Annotated in this window: 27 protein-coding genes and 4 pseudogenes; 4 read left to right on the top strand and 27 right to left on the bottom strand. The window is 44.4% G+C overall.

Annotated elements, in window-relative coordinates; translation table 11 throughout:
• Nucleotides 1–123: 123 nt before the first annotated feature.
• The 12 genes and pseudogenes from JCM7501_RS16425 to JCM7501_RS03300 form a co-directional block, all read right to left on the bottom strand.
• Nucleotides 124–606: pseudogene (locus tag JCM7501_RS16425) on the bottom strand (terminase large subunit domain-containing protein); the annotation flags it as partial.
• A 231-nt stretch (nucleotides 607–837) separates the two neighbouring features.
• Nucleotides 838–1032 (bottom strand): DUF5049 domain-containing protein, encoded by a 195-nt coding sequence (locus JCM7501_RS03350; protein ID WP_028992635.1) that lies wholly within the window; start codon nucleotides 1030–1032, stop codon nucleotides 838–840.
• 3 nt (nucleotides 1033–1035) lie between these two features.
• On the bottom strand, nucleotides 1036–1503 hold the full coding sequence (locus JCM7501_RS03345) for a gamma-glutamylcyclotransferase family protein (RefSeq protein ID WP_004400073.1): 468 nt from the start codon (nucleotides 1501–1503) through the stop codon (nucleotides 1036–1038).
• Nucleotides 1504–1564: 61 nt separating this feature from the next.
• Nucleotides 1565–2464, bottom strand: a complete 900-nt coding sequence (locus JCM7501_RS03340) for an amidoligase family protein (protein WP_004400072.1) — start codon at nucleotides 2462–2464, stop codon at nucleotides 1565–1567.
• Nucleotides 2465–2605: 141 nt separating this feature from the next.
• Nucleotides 2606–2835 (bottom strand): annotated as a pseudogene (locus JCM7501_RS03335) (DUF4314 domain-containing protein).
• A complete protein-coding gene (locus JCM7501_RS03330) occupies nucleotides 2832–3167 on the bottom strand; it encodes a DUF6329 domain-containing protein (protein WP_004400070.1) in 336 nt (111 codons plus the stop codon). Before JCM7501_RS03330 ends, JCM7501_RS03335 begins: the two are co-directional and overlap by 4 nt.
• Entirely contained in the window at nucleotides 3160–3852 is a 693-nt protein-coding gene (locus JCM7501_RS03325; RefSeq protein ID WP_004400069.1) for a hypothetical protein, read from the bottom strand. Before JCM7501_RS03325 ends, JCM7501_RS03330 begins: the two co-directional genes overlap by 8 nt.
• A 115-nt stretch (nucleotides 3853–3967) precedes the next feature.
• Nucleotides 3968–5219, bottom strand: a pseudogene (locus JCM7501_RS03320) (site-specific DNA-methyltransferase).
• A 5-nt stretch (nucleotides 5220–5224) separates the two neighbouring features.
• Nucleotides 5225–6523, bottom strand: a complete 1299-nt coding sequence (locus JCM7501_RS03315) for a site-specific DNA-methyltransferase (protein ID WP_004400065.1) — start codon at nucleotides 6521–6523, stop codon at nucleotides 5225–5227.
• Nucleotides 6524–6679: 156 nt separating this feature from the next.
• Nucleotides 6680–6925: a hypothetical protein gene (locus JCM7501_RS16420; RefSeq protein ID WP_457921079.1), complete on the bottom strand. Its 246-nt coding sequence runs from the start codon at nucleotides 6923–6925 to the stop codon at nucleotides 6680–6682.
• A complete protein-coding gene (locus JCM7501_RS03305; protein ID WP_457921083.1) occupies nucleotides 6823–7230 on the bottom strand; it encodes a hypothetical protein in 408 nt (135 codons plus the stop codon). The genes JCM7501_RS16420 and JCM7501_RS03305 overlap by 103 nt, the downstream gene beginning before the upstream one ends.
• 120 nt (nucleotides 7231–7350) lie before the next feature.
• The gene (locus tag JCM7501_RS03300) at nucleotides 7351–7623 is read right to left on the bottom strand and encodes an HNH endonuclease (RefSeq protein WP_256201094.1); all 273 of its coding nucleotides are present in this window, start codon (nucleotides 7621–7623) and stop codon (nucleotides 7351–7353) included.
• 330 nt (nucleotides 7624–7953) lie between these two features.
• On the opposite strand from JCM7501_RS03300, the gene tnpA reads away from it, so the two are divergent.
• From tnpA to JCM7501_RS16105, 4 genes and pseudogenes are all read left to right on the top strand, one after another.
• On the top strand, nucleotides 7954–8274 hold the full coding sequence (gene tnpA, locus JCM7501_RS03295; RefSeq protein ID WP_028992632.1) for an IS66 family insertion sequence element accessory protein TnpA: 321 nt from the start codon (nucleotides 7954–7956) through the stop codon (nucleotides 8272–8274).
• Nucleotides 8268–8624, top strand: coding sequence for an IS66 family insertion sequence element accessory protein TnpB (gene tnpB / locus JCM7501_RS03290; protein WP_028992631.1), 357 nt, complete (start codon nucleotides 8268–8270; stop codon nucleotides 8622–8624). Before tnpA ends, tnpB begins: the two co-directional genes overlap by 7 nt.
• A gap of 77 nt (nucleotides 8625–8701) precedes the next feature.
• Nucleotides 8702–10028: pseudogene (gene tnpC / locus JCM7501_RS03285) on the top strand (IS66 family transposase); the annotation flags it as partial.
• A gap of 84 nt (nucleotides 10029–10112) precedes the next feature.
• A complete protein-coding gene (locus tag JCM7501_RS16105) occupies nucleotides 10113–10271 on the top strand; it encodes a transposase domain-containing protein (RefSeq protein WP_409373523.1) in 159 nt (52 codons plus the stop codon).
• 46 nt (nucleotides 10272–10317) lie between these two features.
• Here the strand turns inward: JCM7501_RS16105 and JCM7501_RS03280 are convergent, their stop codons facing one another.
• The 15 genes from JCM7501_RS03280 to JCM7501_RS13280 all read right to left on the bottom strand — a co-directional run bounded on the left by JCM7501_RS03280 (nucleotide 10318) and on the right by JCM7501_RS13280 (nucleotide 20215).
• Nucleotides 10318–10533, bottom strand: a complete 216-nt coding sequence (locus JCM7501_RS03280) for a hypothetical protein (protein WP_054644786.1) — start codon at nucleotides 10531–10533, stop codon at nucleotides 10318–10320.
• Between the two features lie 125 nt (nucleotides 10534–10658).
• Nucleotides 10659–11114, bottom strand: a complete 456-nt coding sequence (locus JCM7501_RS03275) for a hypothetical protein (RefSeq protein WP_028992628.1) — start codon at nucleotides 11112–11114, stop codon at nucleotides 10659–10661.
• 105 nt (nucleotides 11115–11219) lie between these two features.
• Nucleotides 11220–11507, bottom strand: coding sequence for a VRR-NUC domain-containing protein (locus JCM7501_RS03270; RefSeq protein ID WP_028992627.1), 288 nt, complete (start codon nucleotides 11505–11507; stop codon nucleotides 11220–11222).
• Between the two features lie 300 nt (nucleotides 11508–11807).
• Entirely contained in the window at nucleotides 11808–12746 is a 939-nt protein-coding gene (locus JCM7501_RS13910; RefSeq protein WP_256201076.1) for a hypothetical protein, read from the bottom strand.
• Complete coding sequence (locus JCM7501_RS13905; RefSeq protein ID WP_256201075.1) at nucleotides 12746–13414, bottom strand: hypothetical protein; 669 nt, start codon at nucleotides 13412–13414, stop codon at nucleotides 12746–12748. Before JCM7501_RS13905 ends, JCM7501_RS13910 begins: the two co-directional genes overlap by 1 nt.
• 93 nt (nucleotides 13415–13507) lie before the next feature.
• Nucleotides 13508–13789 carry a phage NrS-1 polymerase family protein gene (locus JCM7501_RS13900; RefSeq protein ID WP_054644785.1) on the bottom strand — a complete coding sequence of 94 codons (282 nt, stop codon included), beginning with the start codon at nucleotides 13787–13789 and terminating at the stop codon, nucleotides 13508–13510.
• Complete coding sequence (locus JCM7501_RS13895; protein ID WP_054644784.1) at nucleotides 13777–14358, bottom strand: hypothetical protein; 582 nt, start codon at nucleotides 14356–14358, stop codon at nucleotides 13777–13779. The genes JCM7501_RS13900 and JCM7501_RS13895 overlap by 13 nt, the downstream gene beginning before the upstream one ends.
• Nucleotides 14355–14780, bottom strand: a complete 426-nt coding sequence (locus tag JCM7501_RS03250) for a DUF7768 domain-containing protein (RefSeq protein WP_028992625.1) — start codon at nucleotides 14778–14780, stop codon at nucleotides 14355–14357. The genes JCM7501_RS13895 and JCM7501_RS03250 overlap by 4 nt, the downstream gene beginning before the upstream one ends.
• 15 nt (nucleotides 14781–14795) lie before the next feature.
• The gene (locus JCM7501_RS03245; RefSeq protein WP_028992624.1) at nucleotides 14796–15593 is read right to left on the bottom strand and encodes a phage antirepressor; all 798 of its coding nucleotides are present in this window, start codon (nucleotides 15591–15593) and stop codon (nucleotides 14796–14798) included.
• Nucleotides 15594–15597: 4 nt separating this feature from the next.
• Nucleotides 15598–16851, bottom strand: a complete 1254-nt coding sequence (locus JCM7501_RS03240; RefSeq protein WP_256201074.1) for a bifunctional 3'-5' exonuclease/DNA polymerase — start codon at nucleotides 16849–16851, stop codon at nucleotides 15598–15600.
• A 29-nt stretch (nucleotides 16852–16880) separates the two neighbouring features.
• Entirely contained in the window at nucleotides 16881–17519 is a 639-nt protein-coding gene (locus JCM7501_RS16415) for a 3'-5' exonuclease family protein (RefSeq protein ID WP_256201073.1), read from the bottom strand.
• 58 nt (nucleotides 17520–17577) lie between these two features.
• Entirely contained in the window at nucleotides 17578–18330 is a 753-nt protein-coding gene (locus tag JCM7501_RS03235; RefSeq protein ID WP_028992622.1) for a hypothetical protein, read from the bottom strand.
• A gap of 121 nt (nucleotides 18331–18451) precedes the next feature.
• The gene (locus JCM7501_RS03230) at nucleotides 18452–18868 is read right to left on the bottom strand and encodes a gp33 family protein (protein WP_028992621.1); all 417 of its coding nucleotides are present in this window, start codon (nucleotides 18866–18868) and stop codon (nucleotides 18452–18454) included.
• Nucleotides 18858–19835, bottom strand: a complete 978-nt coding sequence (locus JCM7501_RS03225; RefSeq protein ID WP_256201072.1) for a DEAD/DEAH box helicase — start codon at nucleotides 19833–19835, stop codon at nucleotides 18858–18860. Before JCM7501_RS03225 ends, JCM7501_RS03230 begins: the two co-directional genes overlap by 11 nt.
• Nucleotides 19793–20215 carry an SNF2-related protein gene (locus JCM7501_RS13280; RefSeq protein WP_256201071.1) on the bottom strand — a complete coding sequence of 141 codons (423 nt, stop codon included), beginning with the start codon at nucleotides 20213–20215 and terminating at the stop codon, nucleotides 19793–19795. Before JCM7501_RS13280 ends, JCM7501_RS03225 begins: the two co-directional genes overlap by 43 nt.
• Nucleotides 20216–20366 lie beyond the last annotated feature (151 nt).

Here is a 20366-nt window from a genome sequence, read left to right as displayed (position 1 = left end):
GGCTGCGCTGTAGATAACAGGGTAGAAAGTCGGATCTATCTTACGCCCTTGAAGAATATCCTCAGCCTTTTGATGTACTTCCCAGCAGATGGAATTGCGGTCTGTGCCAGCAGTTGTGATCAGGAAAAACAGCGGTTGTTTTCTTGCATCGCCAGATCCGTGAAGCATTACATCATAAAGATCCCTGTTTGGCTGAGCATGAAGTTCGTCAAATACCACACCATGGACGTTTAGCCCATGTTTCGTATATGCCTCCGCTGAAAGCACCTGATAAAAACTGCCTAACGGTTTATAAACCAGCCGCTTCTGTGACAGCATTGGTTTAATTCGAGATTTTAATGCCGGACACTGTTCCACCATATCTACTGCAACATCGAAAACAATGGATGCCTGCTGACGATCAGACGCACATCCATAAACCTCGCCACCATGCTCGAAATCACCACAGGTAAGATATAAAGCAATTGCCGCTGCAAGTTCGCTCTTACCCTGCTTTTTTGGAATTTCTATATAGGCAGTGTTAAACTGCCTGTATCCGTTAGGTTTCAAGATTCCGAATATATCCCGGACAATCTGTTCCTGCCAGTCAATTAATTCAAAAGGCATTCCATACCATTCACCCTTGGTATGCTTCAGGCAGTTTATAAAAGTAACAGCGGCATCCGCCGCTTCCTTGTCATATCGAGAACCTTCCGCCATAAACTTGGTTGGTTTATATCGTTTTAACTTCCGCAGCTTTGCCGCCTCCTTTCCTAAAATTGAGCAAGAAAAAAGGAACCTCATGGATGAAGTTCCTCTCCTTAGTGGATTTCTATGAAACTTGTTACGTTATAAACGTTATCGTTTGCCTGTCAGGATAAACTCGGCATATTCTTTCTTGTGTTCATTAAGAAATACTACTAATTCATAAAACCCCATTTTATATGCCTCTTCCTGTACTCTTGGCAAGTCAAACATATTACAGGCACCGCTGTCCCGCATGGCCATAATCTGCCGATAAATCTTATCAGTTATCAGATTCTCGTTACCCATGTCCTACACCTCTGACTTCTCTGCCGCTGAAATTGAATCTCTTACCGCTTTATTGAGAAATGAAATATCAAAACCCGCATCTATATAGCCCTGCCGAATCACCTCGTAATAGTAACGACCCGGTGCTCCCAAAGGTCTACCTTCATTCATGATATACACCATTGCGGGTACCCACTGCCCTTTGAAACGTACCTTAACCGTTTCTTTCCGGTATAGATGCGGATAACCTTCATATCTGTCCAGCGCCTTCTCATCATTAGGCATGATTCTCCAAAGCAGTACTGGTACTCTTTCACCTTTTTGTTTTTCTATTGTCGCTACTGCGCCGCCATTCCCTCCTCTGAATAACAGCCGGTATCCTGTGAGTTTTGCACTCCCCAGCACTTTTGCCGTTGGGCAGCGGTATGCCATCTGCCTTAAGTTCAGATTGCTTCCGTATGCTAAATATATGGTTCCTTTTTCTTTGCTCATCGTATCATCCTCCTTGTATTTACCAAGGCAGAGGCGGAGATCCACCCCTGCGCTTGTCTATCTATGCTGCCCGAAACCGCCATGCTGCGTTACCATCAAGGTGTTTGCAAAGATGCTCCCGGCAGTTTTTGAACTCATCACCAATAAGTCCAATGCGGTTGAGATATGTCCGCATGGCAAACTTCTCATTTTCAACCTGTGGCTTCTTGCTGGAAGCGCATTTTTGGGTTAATGCCTGATGGTTTAACGCAAGGGCAAGCACTATGTAGCTTCTAATTTTTCCCGCATGAAGTTCGCTGTTAAAGCCTCGAAGCTCAATTGTTCCATTGCCGTTAAAAAAGCTGTGCAGGTTGAGAAAATGGTACCTGCTATTGTGATAATGGGTGCTTCGGCTTTCGCTGTAACCCTCGTACCAGATGCTCTCAATCGCAGCCATGGTTTTGGGCTTACGCCTGTTCATCTTTTCAACCAGAGTCTCATCCATCTTCTTGCAAAACCGCATCCTATCCGGCTCAATCTGCAGTGCCTTATAGAAAAGGTCGTTCTTGCTGGCGATAATGTTGATAAAATTACGGATGCTTCGCGGCGTGTGGTTTGCCCCGTCTATATGGATATGGATTCCGCAGCTTGTGTTTGCAAAACCTCCCGCCTTGCGGAGCCTCCTTATCAATTCCTGCAGGGTTTCAATGTCCTCGCGGTATGTCAGTATCGGACTTACCAGCTCGACACTGTATTCCCGGCCTGCCGCTGCAATCCGGCCGCTTTCCTTTTTCTGAGTCCGGATGCTCCCGTCGCTCATGAATTTCCATATCCGTCCATCCGGTGCAATAACCTTTTGGGTATCGTAATAATCTCCGCTGGATTCAATCCTTCCTCCAAGAAAAGCTGCTGCAGTTTTTGCCGCCTGTTTTCTTGTAATCCCCGTCAATTCTACCTCGATTCCAAATCTCGTTGTAAGCATTGCGCTTTCTCCTCGCTTTCTCTGTGTTTTTTGCCCTTTGGCAGTGTACATTAGGCCATTGAAAACACAGGATAGCAAGGCAATTCTGCATGAGTTTCCGCTGGATTTTGGACGATTTTCCGCATCTTAATTTGTGTACATTTACAGCTTTCTGATCATATCTACACCATAAGCTACACCCAAAGAAGAACCGCAGTCCCAGTCAATATGAACAGTTCCGATATCATCCACATAAGAGACTGTTCTTGGTCTCCCGGTTTCAGCTTAGAATACGGATCATCCATGTAGATAAGCTCAACGCGTGTTCCCGGCGGATACTGCTCTTTAAGGCGAAGGACTGTTTCTTTTGAAGGAAAGCCTCTTGCACTCATAGCTCGTCCTCCTCTCCAGGATAATATGCGGCATACTTTGGATAATCTCTACCATCCGGCATTACCAACACTCCATCAGACCGTCCCCGCTGCTTAACCAGCAAGCAAAGCCATACTCCATCCTCGTCAATTCTGCAAAGCCCTTTGTTTTCCTCAATAAATGTGCGGTCAACGCATAGGTCGGCAACGAAGTTGTCATAGTCAATCTTTGAAAGCTCAATGGTCTTCACAACTGCGAATCGTTTCCTCGTCTCATACCGATGCGGCACCTTTAGATCCTCAATCCTAAACGGATGCTTGACAAAGAAGGCGGTGCTATAAAAATCATTCATTCTCATCCACCGCCTTTGCTCTGCCTTTCCGGTACGCCCCGTTGCCTGACAGCCTTGAAAGCAGCACCTTGCGTTCGGTTTTGAAATCATCTCCTATAAATCCCAACCTAAGCAGGAAACAGCGAAAAGCATATTTTTCATTATCTGCCGGTTTTTCAATGCGCAGCACATGCTTCTGAGCTTTTGCCTGTTCTGCCATCTGCTTTGCCAGCGTTATATAGGTCTGCACTTCATCAGCATTTAAAGTCGCGTTCCAAAAAGGGAAAGCAATCTCATCATTTTCAGCGAATACTTCAAGTTCCCGGTCAAGCGACAGTGCTTTCTTAATCAACGTCTCTTTGCTGGCCAGCATATTTCTAAGGTTTTCAAGGCTTGTCTCGCCAAAGCCCTCCAAAGAAAGAGTAATTGTCATGGTTCCCTCTGCAGATAAGCCCGCCATATTCAGCGCGTCAATAACGGGACGGATGCTTTTGATTTCATCAAGACTGATTTTCGGCGAGTGAACCACACTGTCCCTGTCTACCGTCCAGCTGCCAGCAGTGCTCCCGTCGTTTACCTCATACGCAAAACCCGGCGCTCCGGCATAGCGCACCCCGCCTTCAAGAGCTTCAGCAATGACTGTGGCAATGGCTTTCCTCTCCTGACCGACAACCTTCTGTGAAAAACGAAAGCTATTATTGCTCATGCCGTTCACCTCCCTCAAATAAGCTAAACCATTTCTGATTCCCATAAAAAATCCCACCTTTCCTTTTTGGTGGGGTACATTAACGCTCTGTTTTGAGGGGAAAGCAAGGACATTTTTAAGCAATCTGTGTTTCAGCGTAAGGAATTTTTTCGCCACCTGACAGCAGGAATACTAAATCTGCTCCAAATTGTGAAACATAGCGCTTTACAATCACATCGCAGTATTTCGAGTCAAGCTCCATCATAAAACAAACCCGCCCGGTCTGCTGTGCCGCAATCATTGTCGTACCAGAACCACCGAACAGGTCAAGAGTTAAATCTCCAATATGGGAACTATTGAGCATTGCCTTTGCTACAAGCGATACCGGCTTCATGGTAGGGTGCTCCTCCGATACTTTAGGACGGGGTATCTCCCAAACATCTGACTGTTTACGGTCTTTAAGCGGGCAAAGGCGTGTTCCTTCAAGCCAACCGTACCAGATCGGCTCGTACTGGGTATGATAGTCCTTTCTTGATAGTACCAAGCTGTCTTTTTTCCATATAATTGTGCTCGACCAGTGATACCCTGCCTCTCGCATGACGTTCATCAAACTGCCCCATTCCTGAGCACTCATTACCACATAGGTCATGCATCCGGCTTCAGAAACCTCTTTCATGCATTTAAAAGCGCGCAATAAAAAAGCGCCGAATTCTTCGGTGCTCATATTGTCATTTAGAATTTGTCTTGGCTTCCAGCTTGGATGCCTGGTATCTGAACCGTAATCAACATTCCATGGTGGGTCGGTGAAAACAAATCTCGCCTTTTGTCCGTTCATCAGCTTTTGCACATCTGAAAGCATGGTGCTATCACCGCACATCAGACGGTGGTTGCCAAGTACCATATGTCGCCCTTTTTGGTAACCGGAGTTTAATCTCTGCAATTGCCTTTTCTGTATCGAAATTATCCTCTTTGACATTAGCGGCTGTTTTATCACGGAACAACTCATCAATTTCCGCAGCATCAAACCCGGTAAGAGAAACGTCAAAACCATCTTCATTTAAATCCATAAGCAGATCGGTCAAAAGCGGAATATCAAACTCACCACTGATTTTATTCAGCGCGACATTGAGCGCCTTTTCCCGCTGTTCATCCAGATCAACTACAACACAGTCGATCTCCTTATACCCCAAAGCTGTAAGTACTTTATAACGCTGATGTCCGCCGACAATATTCCCGGTGCGTTTATTCCATATGACCGGCTCTACATATCCAAACTCTTCAATAGACCGACGTAATTTTTCATATTCGGGGTCACCAGGCTTTAAATCTTTCCGCGGATTATATTTAGATGGTTTTAGTTTTTCTGTTGGTATTTTCAGTATATCCATAAATCTTAACCCTCCAGTTTGATGGCTTTTTCACCGGTGAATTCCTCCCAGCGCTTAACAGCTAAATCACAGTAAACAGGAGATAACTCCATTGCGTAGCATTTACGCTCGGTCTGTTCAGCCGCAATTATAGTGGTGCCGCTGCCTGAAAACGGCTCAAGCACAATACCGCCTTTGTCGCTGTGCATTTTGATGCACCGCCATGGAAGCTCCACAGGAAACATTGCAGGATGCTCCTTGTTTGCCCGGACAGTGGTCATCTCCCATATCCCAGCATAGCCCCATTTCTTGCGTTCTTCCTTTGTAAGCCGTTTCACAAATTTATAACTGTGTCCCGCAAAGGCTGAAAGCCATACATATTCCTGATCGTTATATTCCTCAACTTCTCCTTTATTGCTGAAGGCTGAAATATACTCATACTGCTGAACCGGCTTGTTTGAAACAAGATGATAAGGTCCTACACCGAAATTTTGCCCTTGTTTCTTCCAAATGCGGATCCAGATAGGGCGGTAACCATTGTCCAAAAACATATTCACACTGTAAACACTGGTGGGTTCAATAAACTGAGAGCCGGTGGCATAGAGATCACCTAAGTTCCAGCAGACAATATCTGCATACCTGCACAGGTTTCTAATCACTGGGCGTACTGTCTCGAACCATGGCTCAATCCCGGCTTTTTCATATTCTTTGCCTACCCCATATGGAGGGGAAGTCACTGCCATCTGTGCGTGACACCCTTCCATCAACTTCTCAAAATCCTCATCCTTAGTAGAGTCGCCGCACATCAAGCGATGATTCCCGAGAAGCCAGATGTCGCCCCGCTTCGTTACAGGTTCGCGCTGCACAATTTCCTCATGCGCTTTATCTATGTCAAAGCTGTCTTGTATCGCCTCTTTGGAGTACCATCGGTTAAGCAGTTCGTCTATTTCAGAAGCGTCAAACCCTGTAAGCGAAACATCAAAAGCACCTGCGTCCAACTCAGCCATCAGCTCGGCCAGTTTATTCTCGTCCCACTCTCCCTGAATCTTATTAAGAGCAAGATTAAGCGCTTTTTCTCTCTGCGGGTCAAGATCCACTACAACGCAGTCTATCTCAGTCTGTCCCAAGTCCAGCAAAACCTTTAAGCGTTGATGCCCGCCTACCACATTGCCCGTCTTTTGGTTCCAGATAACAGGCTCCACATAGCCAAATTCCTCTATTGACCGTTTTAGCTTTTCATATTCCTTATCGCCAGGTTTTAAATCCTTGCGCGGGTTGTATGCTGCTGGATTAAGTTTTTCAACAGATATTTTTTGTATGTTCATTCTGCGTTCTCCTGTTCAATATTTTCTTAAGACCCTTTTTTGCGCCCTTACAATCTCCGTTTATTACTTGTCCCCGCAGAGTCTTAAACTGCTGCTTCGTTAAATGGTCTTTATATTTTCTTAGTTCCCTAAGAAAGATTGAATTTGTTTTATGCATCAGCCACCCCTCCTGGCTGTCAGTAGTTTTTCCATAACATCATCGTGAGGAGTAGCCCCCTTGTATTCGGTAGCACAGTTTTCCCGCACGACTTGATAAATTTGATACCACAGGTTATTGGCCTGTTTCATAAAGCTTTGACTCATAGCCACATAAGGTGACGGGATGGCATTGCCAGTTGTCGGATGCTTAGCAAGAAAGCCAAATTCAGTGATACATTCCTCGCACTGGATCCACCGCGCCACACTCTGGCATATTGCTCTATAAGCTGCGCAGGGATAAGGTGAACACACCTGCGTTCCTTAAGCCACTGCCATGTTTTTTCGTATATTTCCACCGCCAGTGTTGTTTTTCCGTTCTTCTGCTTTGCAGCAAGATAATCCCTTGGTGGCGGCATGCTCTCTCCTTCCAGTTCCGCAGCATCCGTAAACTCCATTACCATGAGCTTTCGTCTGCCGGGGTTTCCTTCCAAAATCTTATCCGCCAGAGGCTTTTTCTTCTGTCCTGCACCGATACGTGCCCCGCCGCGGTTGGTACCGTCCTTTGCCATACACATCACCTCGATTCATGTAAAAATAAACAGGGGATATACCCCGTTTGAAACTGCGATTTTTCGCGCGTGACCCCCCGCCCGTTGCACAAAACTACTCCGCCAGAGATTTTGACCCCCCTACCGTCTTGCCCATCGTTCTCCTTCGCGAGCAGTGAGCGATGAGTGACATTGTTTGCACAGGCTCATAAGGTTATTGTCTGCATTGGTTCCGCCTTTGGATAAAGGGATAATATGATGTACCTCTTCGGCTGGTGTAAGCCTTCCGTACTTTTGGCACTCCTCGCAAAGCGGATGCTCTGAGATATATCTGTCCCTGATGCGTTTCCATCTCCGGCCATAGCGTTTTCTTGTTTGGGGATCTCGTTCGTATTTGTTGTAATAAGCATCCATTTGCCTTTGATGCATGTCACAGTACCTTCCGTCCGTCAGTTCAGGACAGCCAGGAAAGGAGCAAGGCCTTTTTGGTTTTCTTGGCATCTGGCCACCTCCTTTACGCGTATAAAAAAGCCCTCACAGGTTCATCCCATGAAGGATTATCTATAATTTTTCACAATACCATTATATTTGGATTTATAATGAATTTCATCTCATAAAAATCTCATCTGGAATATTGAACAACACATTTGCTATTTGCCCGTAAGCGGTAAATAATACCCACATTTAAATGCAAACAGGCTTATGAGATAATCTCTCCAGAAAATATACTGGAGGTATAACTTTATGACCAAAGCAGATCTTTATCAAAAATGGGCATCCATAATTGCAGAGTACAAATCCAGCGGACAGACGCAAACTTCATTTTGCAAATCCGCGGGGATAAGTCTTCGTCAGTTAAGCTACTGGTTGAGAAAAGAAAGACAAAACGGAATCATACAATCAGAATCTCCCAAATGGATTCCGGTAGAAGTAGATCATAAAGAGCATACAGGCAAAGGCCAATCAATCGAAATCAAATTTGGCCCAGCTGAAGTTCAAGTCAAACCAGGCTTTGACCAGAAGCATCTGTTGGATGTGCTAATGGTGCTGAGGGAATTATGCTGAGCATAGCCGGCACCGACAAGGTCTACCTTGCCTGTGGAAGTACCGACATGCGTAAGTCTATCGATGGCCTGGCTGCCATCGTCCAGCAAAGCTTCGCATTGGACCCCTTCTCGTCTTGTCTATTTGTGTTCTGCAATAAAAAACGTGATAAGCTTAAAATCCTCCAATGGGAACATAATGGTTTCTGGCTATATTACCGGAGGCTTGAAAAAGGCAAATTCCAATGGCCTAAAGAAAGTTGCGGCACTCCAATGAAGGTTGGTGTCCGTGAACTGGGTTGGCTGCTGGATGGACTATCCTTGGAGCAGAAGCAGGCACACAAAAAAGTGACAGTAAGTGCAGTAATATGAATACTTTCAAGACAAAAATATTTATATTTTTTATCATTTTCCTGGAAAAAACCGTAGAAAAATGATATAATAAAATTATGGAAAACACAGTGAAATCAACGGTTACAATAGAAAAACTCCAAACAGAAATTGAAATATTGAAGCAGGAAAAAGCCGAGCTTGAAGCAAAACTCAAATGGTTTGAAGAACAATTCCGGCTGCATCAGCATAAGCTTTTTGGGCGTTCAAGTGAAAAGACGGAAATCCCTGAACAGCTAAATCTTTTCAACGAGGCGGAATCAGAAGCCAAGCCTGCAGTTCCCGAACCAACATTAGAGGAAATTACATATAAACGTCGTAAAAAGCAGGGGCACAGAGAAGAAATGCTTAAAGACATTCCTGTAGAGACCATAGAGTATCGCTTGCCTGAAGAAGAGCAGGTTTGTGATTGCTGTGGCGGCAAACTGCATGAAATGAGCAAGGAAGTAAGGCGGGAAATAGAAATTATTCCGGCTCAGGTGCGTGTAAAGGAACATGTGCAGTATGTATATGGCTGCCGTAATTGCGAGAAGAATGAAATATCTACACCGATAGTAACAGCCCCAATGCCAAAGCCGGCACTTCCTGGAAGCCTGGCTTCGGCATCCGCCATAGCTCATGTAATGACGGAGAAATTTGTAAAAGGGCTTCCTCTTTATCGTCAAGAGCAGGACTGGGAGAGGATGGGGATTGAAATATCCAGGCAAACCATGGCGAACTGGATGATACAAAGCTCCGACAGGTGGCTGCGGCCGATATATGAACGAATGCGGGAACACTTGCAGCAAAGGGACATCCTCCATTCCGATGATACTACCCTCCAAGTACTCAAGGAACCCGGGCGAGCCGCAGATTCAACCTCCTACATGTGGCTATACCGGACCGGCCGGGAAGGGCCTCCGATTATTCTTTATGACTACCAAACTACCAGGCTGGCAAACATCCTAAAAAATTTCTTGAAGGATTCAAAGGTTACCTTCATACGGATGGGTATGATGGTTATAGTGGCATGCCCGGAATCATCCAGGTTGGTTGCTGGGCACATGCAAGGCGTTATTTTGTCGACGCCTTAAAAGCCATGCCTCCAAAAAAAGATGACAAGCCCACAGTAACAGAAGAAGGTTTGGCATTTTGCAATAACTTGTTTGAGATAGAAAAAATGCTTCATGATGTTACACCGGAAGAAAGATATGAGGGCCGATTGAAACACAGCCGGCCAGTGCTTGATAAATTCAAGGAATGGCTCAAATACTGGAGTCCAAGAGTAACTCCCAAAAGTTCATTAGGAAAAGCAATCCAATACTGCCGGAACCAGTGGGACAAGCTGGAGCCTTTATGCTGGACGGCAGGCTAGAGATTGATAACAACCGAAGTGAACGGTCGATAAAGCCTTTTGTAATCGGGAGGAAGAATTGGCTGTTTAGCAACACGCCTAAAGGAGCCAATGCCAGCGCAACAATTTACAGTATTGTGGAGACGGCAAAAGAGAATGGGTTGAACCCGTTTGAATATCTTACTTATCTCTTTGAACGTCTACCGAATATAAATATCAAGGATCAACATGCATTAGACACCTTGTTGCCATGGTCAGCAAATCTTCCGGGTCATTGCAAAGTGCCCAATAAATAATATATATTATGCCCCTGCTAAATCAAAGGTGGGGGCTATTTGACGCTTACATTTGCCCATGCATCCTGCCATTATAATATTTATCCGAAATATACCGCTGCATATCGGGTGATAAAGCTGCAAGCAAAAGATAAGCCTTTTTTCTATCTTCCTCTAACTCCTGGGTGCTTTTATAGAAGGAACATTTATCTTGCAAGCACTTGTGTACAGTCAGGATATTGCAGCCATTCCTTCCGTTACCGCCAAAACAATTATCGTACATCTTTCTTCACTCCCGTTTTATGTCATAAGAAAAAGCCCCGAAGGCTTATGCGTTTTAATGTCATTTTTTCACGATATCATTATATATTGGATACCTGTGTTTTACATCTCATAAAAATCTCATTACTACTTCCCGTATAAAAGCAGTGCCAGATGATTAAGTGCCTTGTCCTTCCTACGGTACACCTGTGCTCTTTCAAGAAACAGCTTCTCTCCGATGTTTGCTACAGCTTCTGTCTTGCTCACATCATTAACAAAAAATTCTGTCAGTATAAACTGTTCTTCCTCCGGCAAGGCGTCCCAAGCAGGCTTGAACCATTCCATATATTCCAATGCCCGTCTATAACGTTCTTTCAACACATCAATCTCGTCAAGGCAAGCAGCAAGGCGTTCTTCGCCGCTTTTGGGATTGTGTTTGCCCGGAACTCCGGTAATCTTTGCACTATGAGGGCTTGTCATACGGGTTTCAATTTCATATATATCCTCATCACTGTGTTCGATAATGTACTGCATGCTGCTGTAATCTTTCAAAGCTTCAACAGCAGCCGCTTTTTTATCTAAATACTGCCATGCAATCAGCATATCGCACCTCCAAAAATCAAGATAAAAACCTTGATCTTTGAAGCAGTGTGCTTTTTTGCGTTGCTTTGCAGTGCTTTGTTTCCTTGTTCGTTATGTCTTCGTTCTTTATAGAAGGCCATGCTTTTCCAAAATAGCCTTCACCTCATCTACCGAATGGACAACCGCTGCCACACCTCCGGCATTGAGGATTTTCCTTATAGTTGCTTCCTGCAGTTTTGTTGTCTTTCCCGATGGGGTTTTTACTTCAAAAGCTATAAACCGCCCATTTACACAGGCAATAATGTCTGGTATCCCCGCTGTCCCGTACATACCACCATGTTCCTTCCAGCAAAAGCATCCCGGTACTGTCTTTAAGTACCGCAGTACTTTAGTCACAATACTCTTTTCGGACATAACCGCTTATCCTCCAAAAATGTTACCTTTTCCCCTCTTGTTACCCCGGTATTTCTAAAAAGGCAACTTCTCAAACCCGCTTTACAAGCGCATTTGAGGATTTTGTTACCTTGTTACCTCTTTTTTGGGGTAGGTATAGACACAAATATTTATATTTTTTTATTTTTATTTTTCAAAAAATAATTTCATCTCTCGCGCGTATATATAAAGTTGAGGTAACAAAGGTAACATAGGTAACAAGTGGCTATTCATCAGCGTTTCGGGTGTTACCTTTTTGTTACCTTGTTACCTTTTTTGAGGTTAAAGAGGCTCAATATCTGTGATCTCAAAGCCGCTCACATCGCATCGCTCTTTCAATATCGAAAAATCAAGAGCCCACGCTTTCTTAGTTTCGTTCCCGAAACGCATCGTTTTATTGCTCTCCAGAAAAAAGTCACTTTGCCTCAATTGCTTCAGAAACTGGTTATACGGAAGACATTCACCTGTGATTGCATAATCGCGTCTGTACTTGGTATAGCGGTCATATACATCACAGAAACGAATCCCGATAACATTGCCTCCTTTATCAAAAGTGTAGTCTTGATTCGGAGCCAGTTTCATCCGGGCCATGATTTCCAGCGTCTGTTCTACAATAGTCTTGTTGTTGCTGCCGCCATCCAGCAAGTATTCCTGCACACCGTTTTGAAGATATCGAATACACGCCCCTTTGTTAATGGGAAACACTTCAGACCATGTAACATTAAGGAATTCACACAGTTTGTTTACTAGGCTCAATCCGGCATAGCAACAGGCGAGATTATTGACGATACGAGATGGAAACTCATCAGATATCTCTGACTTTGCTTCCTCATACCACTTCTCTGCCTCAGCAACCGATACTCTGAGTGCTATATCCAGCAGGCTCCGACCGAAGCTGCCAAGCAGATCCGCTTTTGCACACAGCTTATAAAATGCTTGTCTATGGCTGGCTGGTTTTAAGTCCTTCTTGCTGAATAGCAATTCTATGCTCCGTTCTCTGATGGCCGCTTCATCCGGCGATTCCTCACCAGCTACAATAATAGGCGCCAACAGTTCATAAGTAACAGCACTTTGATCCGCCCTACCGCGGACACCTTCATGGCCGTCATATGCATCTCGAAGATGGTTGTATAAGGCATTTAGCCTTAACTTATCTATCTTTGAAGGCTTGAACTCATCCATCAACTGTGGTATCAGATTCGATGATGCAGATTCCTTCATCAGTGTAAATGCAGTAACCTGTGTAGCCGCGCGGATTTTACTGCACGAAAATACCGGCAGAATAACCCGCTCCAATGTATTACTTTTTCCGCTGCCTTGTTCTCCGACAAGCAATAAATGAGGAAACTTGATACCTGATTTTTTAGATGCGGTTTGATAAAGCACCCGGCCACCCAGGCCATTACTGATACCGTTTTTATGGGTTCGTTATAGCTGAGGAGCCATTCACCAAGCATAATAAGCTGTTTCTTTGTCAATGGCTCAAAGGTTAGGATATCGGTTGTTATGCTTTTATACTTATCAAGCTGCACGATATCTTCAACAATGTTGCCTCCTGCTTCAATGGCACCATCCGTTGAAACATATACCATCCGCCCGCCATGCTCATAAATCCCAAGAGCCTTGACCCCTGTTTTCCTTACCCACTCCATTTCAGATATATAACCTTTCAGCAGTTCCAAATCTCCTTCTGAGCCAAAATAGCCTAAGGATATTGTCCGGCGGTTCAAGATATTTTTAAATTTTTGGATGTTATTGAAGTCGGTAGTCATAAATGTCTGGCGGTATATTTCATCACGAATTGTAATAAGATCAGCAGTCATCTGCGTTTCATCTTCCGATACAATCATCTCCACCGGTTGAATGATAAAATTTGTTATAGGATACACACTTTCGCCTCTGGTGCGGTAATACCTGCCTCATGTTCAAAGATAACTGACTCGCTTTCGCGGCTGTATACGTTCTCTGTAACTTCAATGGCCTTATCCAGTGTCTCCTGCCATATGTTGCTCCACTTGCATGATGTACGTATCCCACTTTTCCCGGAATAACCCGGAATTTCTAAACAGCCTGTCCATCTGCTCTTTGTTTTTGCCTGACCAGAAAGCTAGCATACAGCAAAGGGCAAGGTCGGCTTCGGACTGGCTCGGATACCCTGCTTCCTGCCATTTTCCTTCCCATAGCAGATTAAATTCCTTATGGTTTTCGGCTGTCCGGGCTTTCTCCAGAATTTCTTCGTCTGTAAGCGGCTCTAGCTTAACCACCTTACTGTCTTTCTTGCTTTTTCCTCTCCGCTTTTTACTTTTGATATAATTCTCATGTATCCAGGCCAGTGCCCGTTATCTTCAGCAATGTAATCAGGAGTCCCTGGCAGTCGTTCGCCAGTCATTGTGAAGTATCTGCTGTGGGCATACATTTCAACGCCGGTTTTAGTGTTTTTATTGCCCTTGGCAGGCATCTCCCCTTTATAGAAAATATGAAGCCCAGTTCCTGAAGGGCTGATTTCCGTATAGGACGGAAACCGCTCAAGGATATCCTTAGCGGTATCGCTTAATTCCCCAGTGTTTTTGTCGCGGCAGTGATCTATGTCTATCCCCACTAAACCTCCGCTTTTTGCGAATACAAAACCCAATCCGGTATAGAGGTATTGTTCTTTTGCCGCAATCGCATCGTCAAGCGTCGACCAGTCGTTTGGGTTAGTGCTTGAGGCTTTTCTACCAGTTAAGGGATTATAAGGGATTTTACTGTCTCTTCCGTCCTTTGTGTTTGGTTCCAGACGCCAGCAGATCCATTGCTTCCGGTTTGCCAATTCTTTAGGGAATGAGATGCTCATTTACACCGCACCTCCTCGCATCGTTCATTAAAATACCGGATCGGAATGCTGCGCTGCTTTGCCTTTTCAATCTCAATGGACATCCCTTTAGTAATTTTTCTGCCAAATACCCACACTTCTGAGCACTTTGACATCAATACCATGCCAAAGAACAATCCCAGATTTCGCATTTGTTCATCATCGTCGTCCATAAACTGCGGAAACAAGAGGTGCGGAGCAATAGGTATGCAATTCCTGCTCACTGCAAAGCGGCAGTACCCCTGAGCCTTACGGATATTACGTTCTATATCACCAGCATATGGACTGCAGATAAATACCATCGGTCTGTAAGGCGCTTTCCTGGCCTCTCGCTCAATCCTAAGCAGTGCTTCATAAGGTGTGGGGTCGTAATATCCTTCCGCGTTAAACTTGCTGATACTCATGGTATTACCCCCTGCCTATGCGCTTTTTTGTTCACGTTCGATTACAGGCAATATACCTTTCTTGTTTTTAAGAAGGTCATAGATAAATAGCCTTCCTTTTTGTGTCCAATATGTGTGCATTACGCTTCTTTCTGCATCAATAACGTGGGTCTTGGACTGCGTGTATCCTTGATCGGCGTACTCCTGATATAAAAGCCAGCAGTTTCCCATTTTGTACTGTACTCCAAGCTCATGAAGCAGCTTATTGAAAGCGCGGCCAGACATTCCGTAATCCTTGGCAATCTTGCTGATCGGCACAAGGCTTTTATTTTGCAATATGAGATCATAATAGCTCGCCTTGGGCTTTAACTCGCTGATAATCTGTTTATTCTTTGCATTTTCTATTTCCAAAGCTTTCCGTCTGTCGCGTTCTGCCTTTAGTTCGGAGAAAATCCTGATACCATACTCTGGATTGGAAATCATCTCTTCGATAACTTTATCCGTAGCATAGACTCCATGTTTTCTTATCGTAGGCAGCACTTCATCAAAGACCCATCTCTCAAAGCGTTCGGCTGCAGGAAGTTGGGATTTAACTATCAGTCTGAACAAATCACCTTCAGGAATATAATTTATGTTTATGGTTTTTTCAGGATTTTGCGGATGAGGTACCTCACGTTTTGTTAGGTACTTACAATGATCTATTACTGCCTTGTGTGGGTTACTGTATCCCAGCATCCTTGCACAATCTGTTGCAGGGAAGTATTCCTTTCCATCAATAACGAGTACTTTAAGTTCGCCAAATTCTGTATTCTTAAAAACCTGTAAATTATTCATAACATCAATCCTCCATTTCTTTCATTTCTCCAAAATTTCTCCCTACCGAAGCCTCTGCCACAATAGGTACATCAAATTCAGGGAAGGGTTGTGTTTCCATACACTCTTTTATAAAAACAACTGCTTCGTCCGCCTTGTCTTCCGGTAATTCAAAAACCAGCTCGTCATGTATCTGCAGTATAGGTTTCAGCCAGAGCCTTTCGGGAAGTCCACTGATGATGCGCCCACAGGCAAGCTTTAGAATATCTGCCGCTGTACCTTGAATAGGTGTATTTAATGCGCACCGCTCGGCAAAGGACTTCTTGCCCCAATCTGATGACCGAATTCCCAGCAGGTATCTTCGCCTGCCCAGCCATGTTTCTGTATAGCAGCTTACAGCAGCTCGCTTTTTAACCTCATCCTGCCATTTGGCAAGATCGGGGTATCCGGATTTCAAGTTTTGAATGATGGTCTCACATTCGGACAAAGTTGGGTTCAGCCCAGCTTTAAATTTAAGTGTTCTCTGTAAGCCAGTAGGAAACAGGCCATAGAACACACCGAAATTGCAGTTCTTTGCAATGGTCCTGCGCTCTTTATAATGTGGAGCATTTTTGTCTGCTGCCTCCTCAAAAGGAATGCGGTAAATAACAGAAGTGGTCTGAGCATGGATATCACCGCCAGTACGATAGGTTTCCAGCATACGTTTGTCCCTGCAATAAAACGCTCCGACGCGCAGTTCTATCTGTGAAAAGTCAAGGGATAAAATAGCCTTTCCTTCCGGTGCAATGATAAATTTCCGTACGCCTATTGGGTCATTGTCTTTCTGCGGACAATTCTGCATATTCGGGTTTCTTGACGCAAATCTGCCTGTCTCTGTCCCCAATGGTATAAGGTCCGGATGAATCCTGCCGGTATCCTCATCAATAAATCGAAGATAACCGTCTATATAGGTGGATTTGAGTTTGCCCCATTTGCGGTACTCTTGCACCAGATCAAATAAGCGATCAAGTTCAGGCCTGTTGGATTCACACCATTCTTTTAATAGGATCATGGTTTCATCATCGGCAGCTTCCTGATGTTTTGCGGTCGTTTTCATTACCGGAAGACCGAGATCCACAAAAAGATATTTTTTAAATGCTGAAGTTGAAGCATTTGCCCCAATCTCTACATTGCCGATAATTCCGGCAATATCTTTTCTGATACTGACAATCTTTTCTGCGGCTTCCGCTTGTTTCTTCAGCATGGCTGACTTATCCACCAATATGCCGTTATACTTCATTATCCCGACATATACTGATGTAGGCGATTCTACTCTTCCACAATAGTTCTGTGTTTGGGTAAAAATCTATCAAACCACTGATTGAAAACATGATACAAGCGAAGAGTATAGTCGCTGTCAGCACAAGCATAGCGGACAGTCTTCTCATCCTGAGGGTTCAATTCATCGAAAAACCGACCTTCAGTAACCGTTGAGAATTCTGTCATTTCTGCTTTGCAGAGTGCAGGCGCAAGCGTTTTAAGTCCGCTGTCAGCAAGACTTCTGAACTCCCACTTGCTTTTTAATGTAAGCTGTGATGCTGCAATCGTGTCATAGCAAGGCTTTTGAAGGACGATACCTCTTGCGTAAAGGAACATAGACTCAAAAGCCAGATTATGAGCAACTTTTATTACATCTTTTGATTCGAATAGTAATTTCAGATAATCCCATATTGCCGCCTGGTTCTCTGCATTTCGCCCGCTACGATGTTTAAGTGGAACATATATAGCAGTCCCTTCTGATACTGAAAAACTGATCCCTGTAATATCTGCTTTATGAGCATCCAGAGCTGCACTTTTATCGTTCCTCCATTTATCGCGGGGTGACGTTTCAAAGTCGAAAGCAAATAGGACAGTGTTTTTCAGATACTCCTGTATTTCAGCCAGCGTATAAACACATTTGTATCCCATGCGGTTCTCCTTTCCGCCCTATCGGAGATAGAAAGTTCCTCTCCGATAGGGCAATTGATCACTTAAGCGGCTCTGTAATTTCACCTGTTTCAGGGTCTACATTTATTACCTCTTCACCGGCAGGTTCAGTGTCATGGCCGACTCGGGTACTGAATGCTTTGACCTGCTCGGAAAGCTTGGATATCAACGCATATTCGTCAGCGGTCAGATCCCGATCTACAGCAAACTGAGCCTGTGAATAGGTGATACCGCTTGAATTGGTCGCCTTTTTCAATGAAAAGCGGGTAACTACGCTGTTCGATTTTTTACCTTTAGAAAGCAGCCTTTTGATGTAGCGGGAAAACTCTTTCAACGATCCTGTTGGCAATGAGAGTATCAACGGGAAAATCTCCCCTTCACGCAGTACATATATCCTGCGGCGGTTCTTGCAAGCTTTGCTGCCGTTTTCCCCCGAACCGAACTGATTATATGGGCATTTGGCACAGCTTCCTCCGGGGTCTCCTTCGCCGGTTATACCATCAAAGCTTCCGCAATCCGGTGGGTTACTGCCTCCGGTATACTTGTCCTTGTAGTATGCATAAAGTGGATGATGATAAAGAATTACCGCTGAGAATTCCTTGACAGTATCAGGTTCTCCGGGATTTTCCCCGGGCACTTCAAATACTGTGCTGCCTGCGGACGGGATTTTTATGCGTTCAAAAGTCATGTCAAGACCGTCAAGTTCTGATGCCATTGCCTCGTCAAGATTGAAATTAGCGAGCTGAAGAAAACCTGTATTTTCGTTAATAGTTACGAGTTCATTGTTTTTCATGCTTTTATACCTCCGTAATTATGAATTTGGAATGTAATCTATATCATTGTTCTTTGAAGCATTGTTCTTCGAACAGTTATTCCTTGAACATTGATATTGGAGCATTGCTTTCTGAAGCTATTTACCTTGCTGCTTTCCGCACAGTTACTGTTGTCTTTTCGAAGACATTCACAAGGCCTTTCAGCCAGTCCGGAAGCTCGTCCCCATTCTCCGCAATCTGTTCTTTAACAAATGCTGACAGGGAATTTGCATTTACTGTTTCATAGATGAGTTCTCCAAAGCCTTTACTGCGTAGTGCGTCAAACAGTTCCTCCTTCATGCCTGCGGCAGCACTGGCTCTTGTTGTCGTTGAAAGGCAGAACATTGTTCCTGCTCTTGTGAAGTTTTGCGTCTCACTGCTGATCATCAGCTCAGACAGACGGTATTCGACATCGTCAATCTCCGCATTTATGCTTTTCATTTCCTCTTCCGCGGCCTTTTTTGCATCGCGAAGCTCCTTAAGACGATCAGCAAGTTCAAACATCGCATTATTGCTCACAGCTTTCACCTCCCTCTGGGGCAAAAGGATTTGCTCCTTTGCGGTAGTCGTCTATCAGCATTTTTGCAAGATCTGCCTTATTGCGCAGAGCAGTCAGGATTTTTGAGTCTACAGTACCCTTGGCGATAAGGTAGATATATGTGCAACCGTTCTTTTGTCCAACTCTATGGATACGGGCTTTTGTCTGTTCGAAATTCGACATGGAATAATCAAGTGAGTAAAATACCATTGTGCTTGCAGCGGTTAGTGTAATACCGAGGCCAGCAGTTGCAATCTGGCCTACGAACACCATGCAGTCGGGATCACATTGAAACCGGTTTACTTGCCCTTGGCGATCCTTAGTTGCACCATAAATACACGCATAACCGATGTTCTTCTTCTCCAGCAACCTGCATATGGCATGAATTTCAGGGATAAACCTTGCTATAACAACCAGCTTATGTCCTTCTTGAATACTGCTTTCAAGGATATCTTCAAGAGCTTTCAACTTGGCATCGCTGACTTGCTCGATTTTCCCACCGTCATCGCTTCCGATGAAGCCGCCGGTTAATTGCGAAAGACGAAGCAAGCGTATCAGTATGTTTGTAGCTGTTACTTCTCCTGCTGACAGCTCAGTATAGCTTTGTTTGACAAGCTCTTTATATTTCTTTAAAGTGACAGGCTCAAGCTCAATGTGGCGAATAATATCGGTGGTTTCCGGCAAATCCAGGCACTCCGCTTTGGTCGCCCGGAAGGCGATGCTGTGGATCCTTTTCATTAAATCCTGTTCCATTGATTTTTTCAGCACTGGTGTATGGTTGCCATAGCCGACCATGTTGAAATAACGGTTTCTGAAGGCATAGAAGCTGTTGCCAAAGATGCGTGGATCGAGAAACTTATATTGGCTGAATACATCTATGGCTTTGTTGGTTATAACCGTTCCTGTTAGCAAGAGCCGATACCGGGCAAGCAAGCCCAACCGGTGCATTGCCTTTGAAACTGAAGTGTTATGAGTTTTAATTTTATGTCCTTCATCAGCAATGATAAGTCAGGATGCCAATTAGCCAGTTCCTTTTCCATTCTCCATGCTGATTCATAGTTGACTACCACTACATGGACACCTTCGCCAGTTAAAAATCTTAGTTGTTGGATTTTCTTTTGAATCGTGCCATTAAGGACTATAAGCTGATATGGGAAATCTGCGAACCGTTTAAACTCGTCTTCCCACACTCCCAGAATGGAAAGTGGCGCAACAATCAGCACACGTTTTATTCTTCCTGCAGCAAGCAATGCTCCTATAATGGCGATTGAGACAAGAGTTTTCCCGGTGCTTTTCAGCCCATTTCCATCAGGAGCGCTGCACCCCATCCGGAAATGGCAGAAACACCACCACCCTTCAAAAGCCCAAATAGACTGCAGATGAAATTGAAAGCACGAATCTGATGCTTATATGGTCTGCCCTTTATGGGCATTGGAATAATTTCTTCGCGTTTAGAATGCATCAAGATCATCTACCTCC

This window comes from Thermoanaerobacter thermocopriae JCM 7501 (assembly GCF_001310975.1).
Lineage (GTDB): Bacteria > Bacillota > Thermoanaerobacteria > Thermoanaerobacterales > Thermoanaerobacteraceae > Thermoanaerobacter > Thermoanaerobacter thermocopriae.
This window is presented reverse-complemented; position numbering and strand designations above follow the sequence as displayed.

What these genes read in the sequence shown, in the direction of transcription:
- JCM7501_RS16415 (WP_256201073.1), bottom strand. Translation starts at nt 17,519, where the DNA reads ATGGGATACAAATGTGTTTATACGCTGGCTGAAATACAGGAGTATCTG.
- JCM7501_RS03245 (WP_028992624.1), bottom strand. Translation starts at nt 15,593, where the DNA reads ATGAATAATTTACAGGTTTTTAAGAATACAGAATTTGGCGAACTTAAA.
- JCM7501_RS03345 (WP_004400073.1), bottom strand. Translation starts at nt 1,503, where the DNA reads ATGAGCAAAGAAAAAGGAACCATATATTTAGCATACGGAAGCAATCTG.
- tnpA (WP_028992632.1), top strand. Translation starts at nt 7,954, where the DNA reads ATGACCAAAGCAGATCTTTATCAAAAATGGGCATCCATAATTGCAGAG.
- JCM7501_RS03250 (WP_028992625.1), bottom strand. Translation starts at nt 14,780, where the DNA reads ATGAGTATCAGCAAGTTTAACGCGGAAGGATATTACGACCCCACACCT.
- JCM7501_RS03300 (WP_256201094.1), bottom strand. Translation starts at nt 7,623, where the DNA reads ATGGATGCTTATTACAACAAATACGAACGAGATCCCCAAACAAGAAAA.
- JCM7501_RS03275 (WP_028992628.1), bottom strand. Translation starts at nt 11,114, where the DNA reads ATGCTGATTGCATGGCAGTATTTAGATAAAAAAGCGGCTGCTGTTGAA.
- JCM7501_RS03270 (WP_028992627.1), bottom strand. Translation starts at nt 11,507, where the DNA reads ATGTCCGAAAAGAGTATTGTGACTAAAGTACTGCGGTACTTAAAGACA.
- JCM7501_RS03240 (WP_256201074.1), bottom strand. Translation starts at nt 16,851, where the DNA reads ATGAAGTATAACGGCATATTGGTGGATAAGTCAGCCATGCTGAAGAAA.
- JCM7501_RS03325 (WP_004400069.1), bottom strand. Translation starts at nt 3,852, where the DNA reads ATGAGCAATAATAGCTTTCGTTTTTCACAGAAGGTTGTCGGTCAGGAG.
- JCM7501_RS03305 (WP_457921083.1), bottom strand. Translation starts at nt 7,230, where the DNA reads ATGGCAAAGGACGGTACCAACCGCGGCGGGGCACGTATCGGTGCAGGA.
- tnpB (WP_028992631.1), top strand. Translation starts at nt 8,268, where the DNA reads ATGCTGAGCATAGCCGGCACCGACAAGGTCTACCTTGCCTGTGGAAGT.
- JCM7501_RS03350 (WP_028992635.1), bottom strand. Translation starts at nt 1,032, where the DNA reads ATGGGTAACGAGAATCTGATAACTGATAAGATTTATCGGCAGATTATG.
- JCM7501_RS13280 (WP_256201071.1), bottom strand. Translation starts at nt 20,215, where the DNA reads ATGGGGTGCAGCGCTCCTGATGGAAATGGGCTGAAAAGCACCGGGAAA.
- JCM7501_RS13910 (WP_256201076.1), bottom strand. Translation starts at nt 12,746, where the DNA reads ATGAAGGAATCTGCATCATCGAATCTGATACCACAGTTGATGGATGAG.
- JCM7501_RS03315 (WP_004400065.1), bottom strand. Translation starts at nt 6,523, where the DNA reads ATGAACATACAAAAAATATCTGTTGAAAAACTTAATCCAGCAGCATAC.
- JCM7501_RS03340 (WP_004400072.1), bottom strand. Translation starts at nt 2,464, where the DNA reads ATGCTTACAACGAGATTTGGAATCGAGGTAGAATTGACGGGGATTACA.
- JCM7501_RS03330 (WP_004400070.1), bottom strand. Translation starts at nt 3,167, where the DNA reads ATGAATGATTTTTATAGCACCGCCTTCTTTGTCAAGCATCCGTTTAGG.
- JCM7501_RS03235 (WP_028992622.1), bottom strand. Translation starts at nt 18,330, where the DNA reads ATGAAAAACAATGAACTCGTAACTATTAACGAAAATACAGGTTTTCTT.
- JCM7501_RS03225 (WP_256201072.1), bottom strand. Translation starts at nt 19,835, where the DNA reads ATGCACCGGTTGGGCTTGCTTGCCCGGTATCGGCTCTTGCTAACAGGA.
- JCM7501_RS03280 (WP_054644786.1), bottom strand. Translation starts at nt 10,533, where the DNA reads ATGTACGATAATTGTTTTGGCGGTAACGGAAGGAATGGCTGCAATATC.
- JCM7501_RS13895 (WP_054644784.1), bottom strand. Translation starts at nt 14,358, where the DNA reads ATGAGCATCTCATTCCCTAAAGAATTGGCAAACCGGAAGCAATGGATC.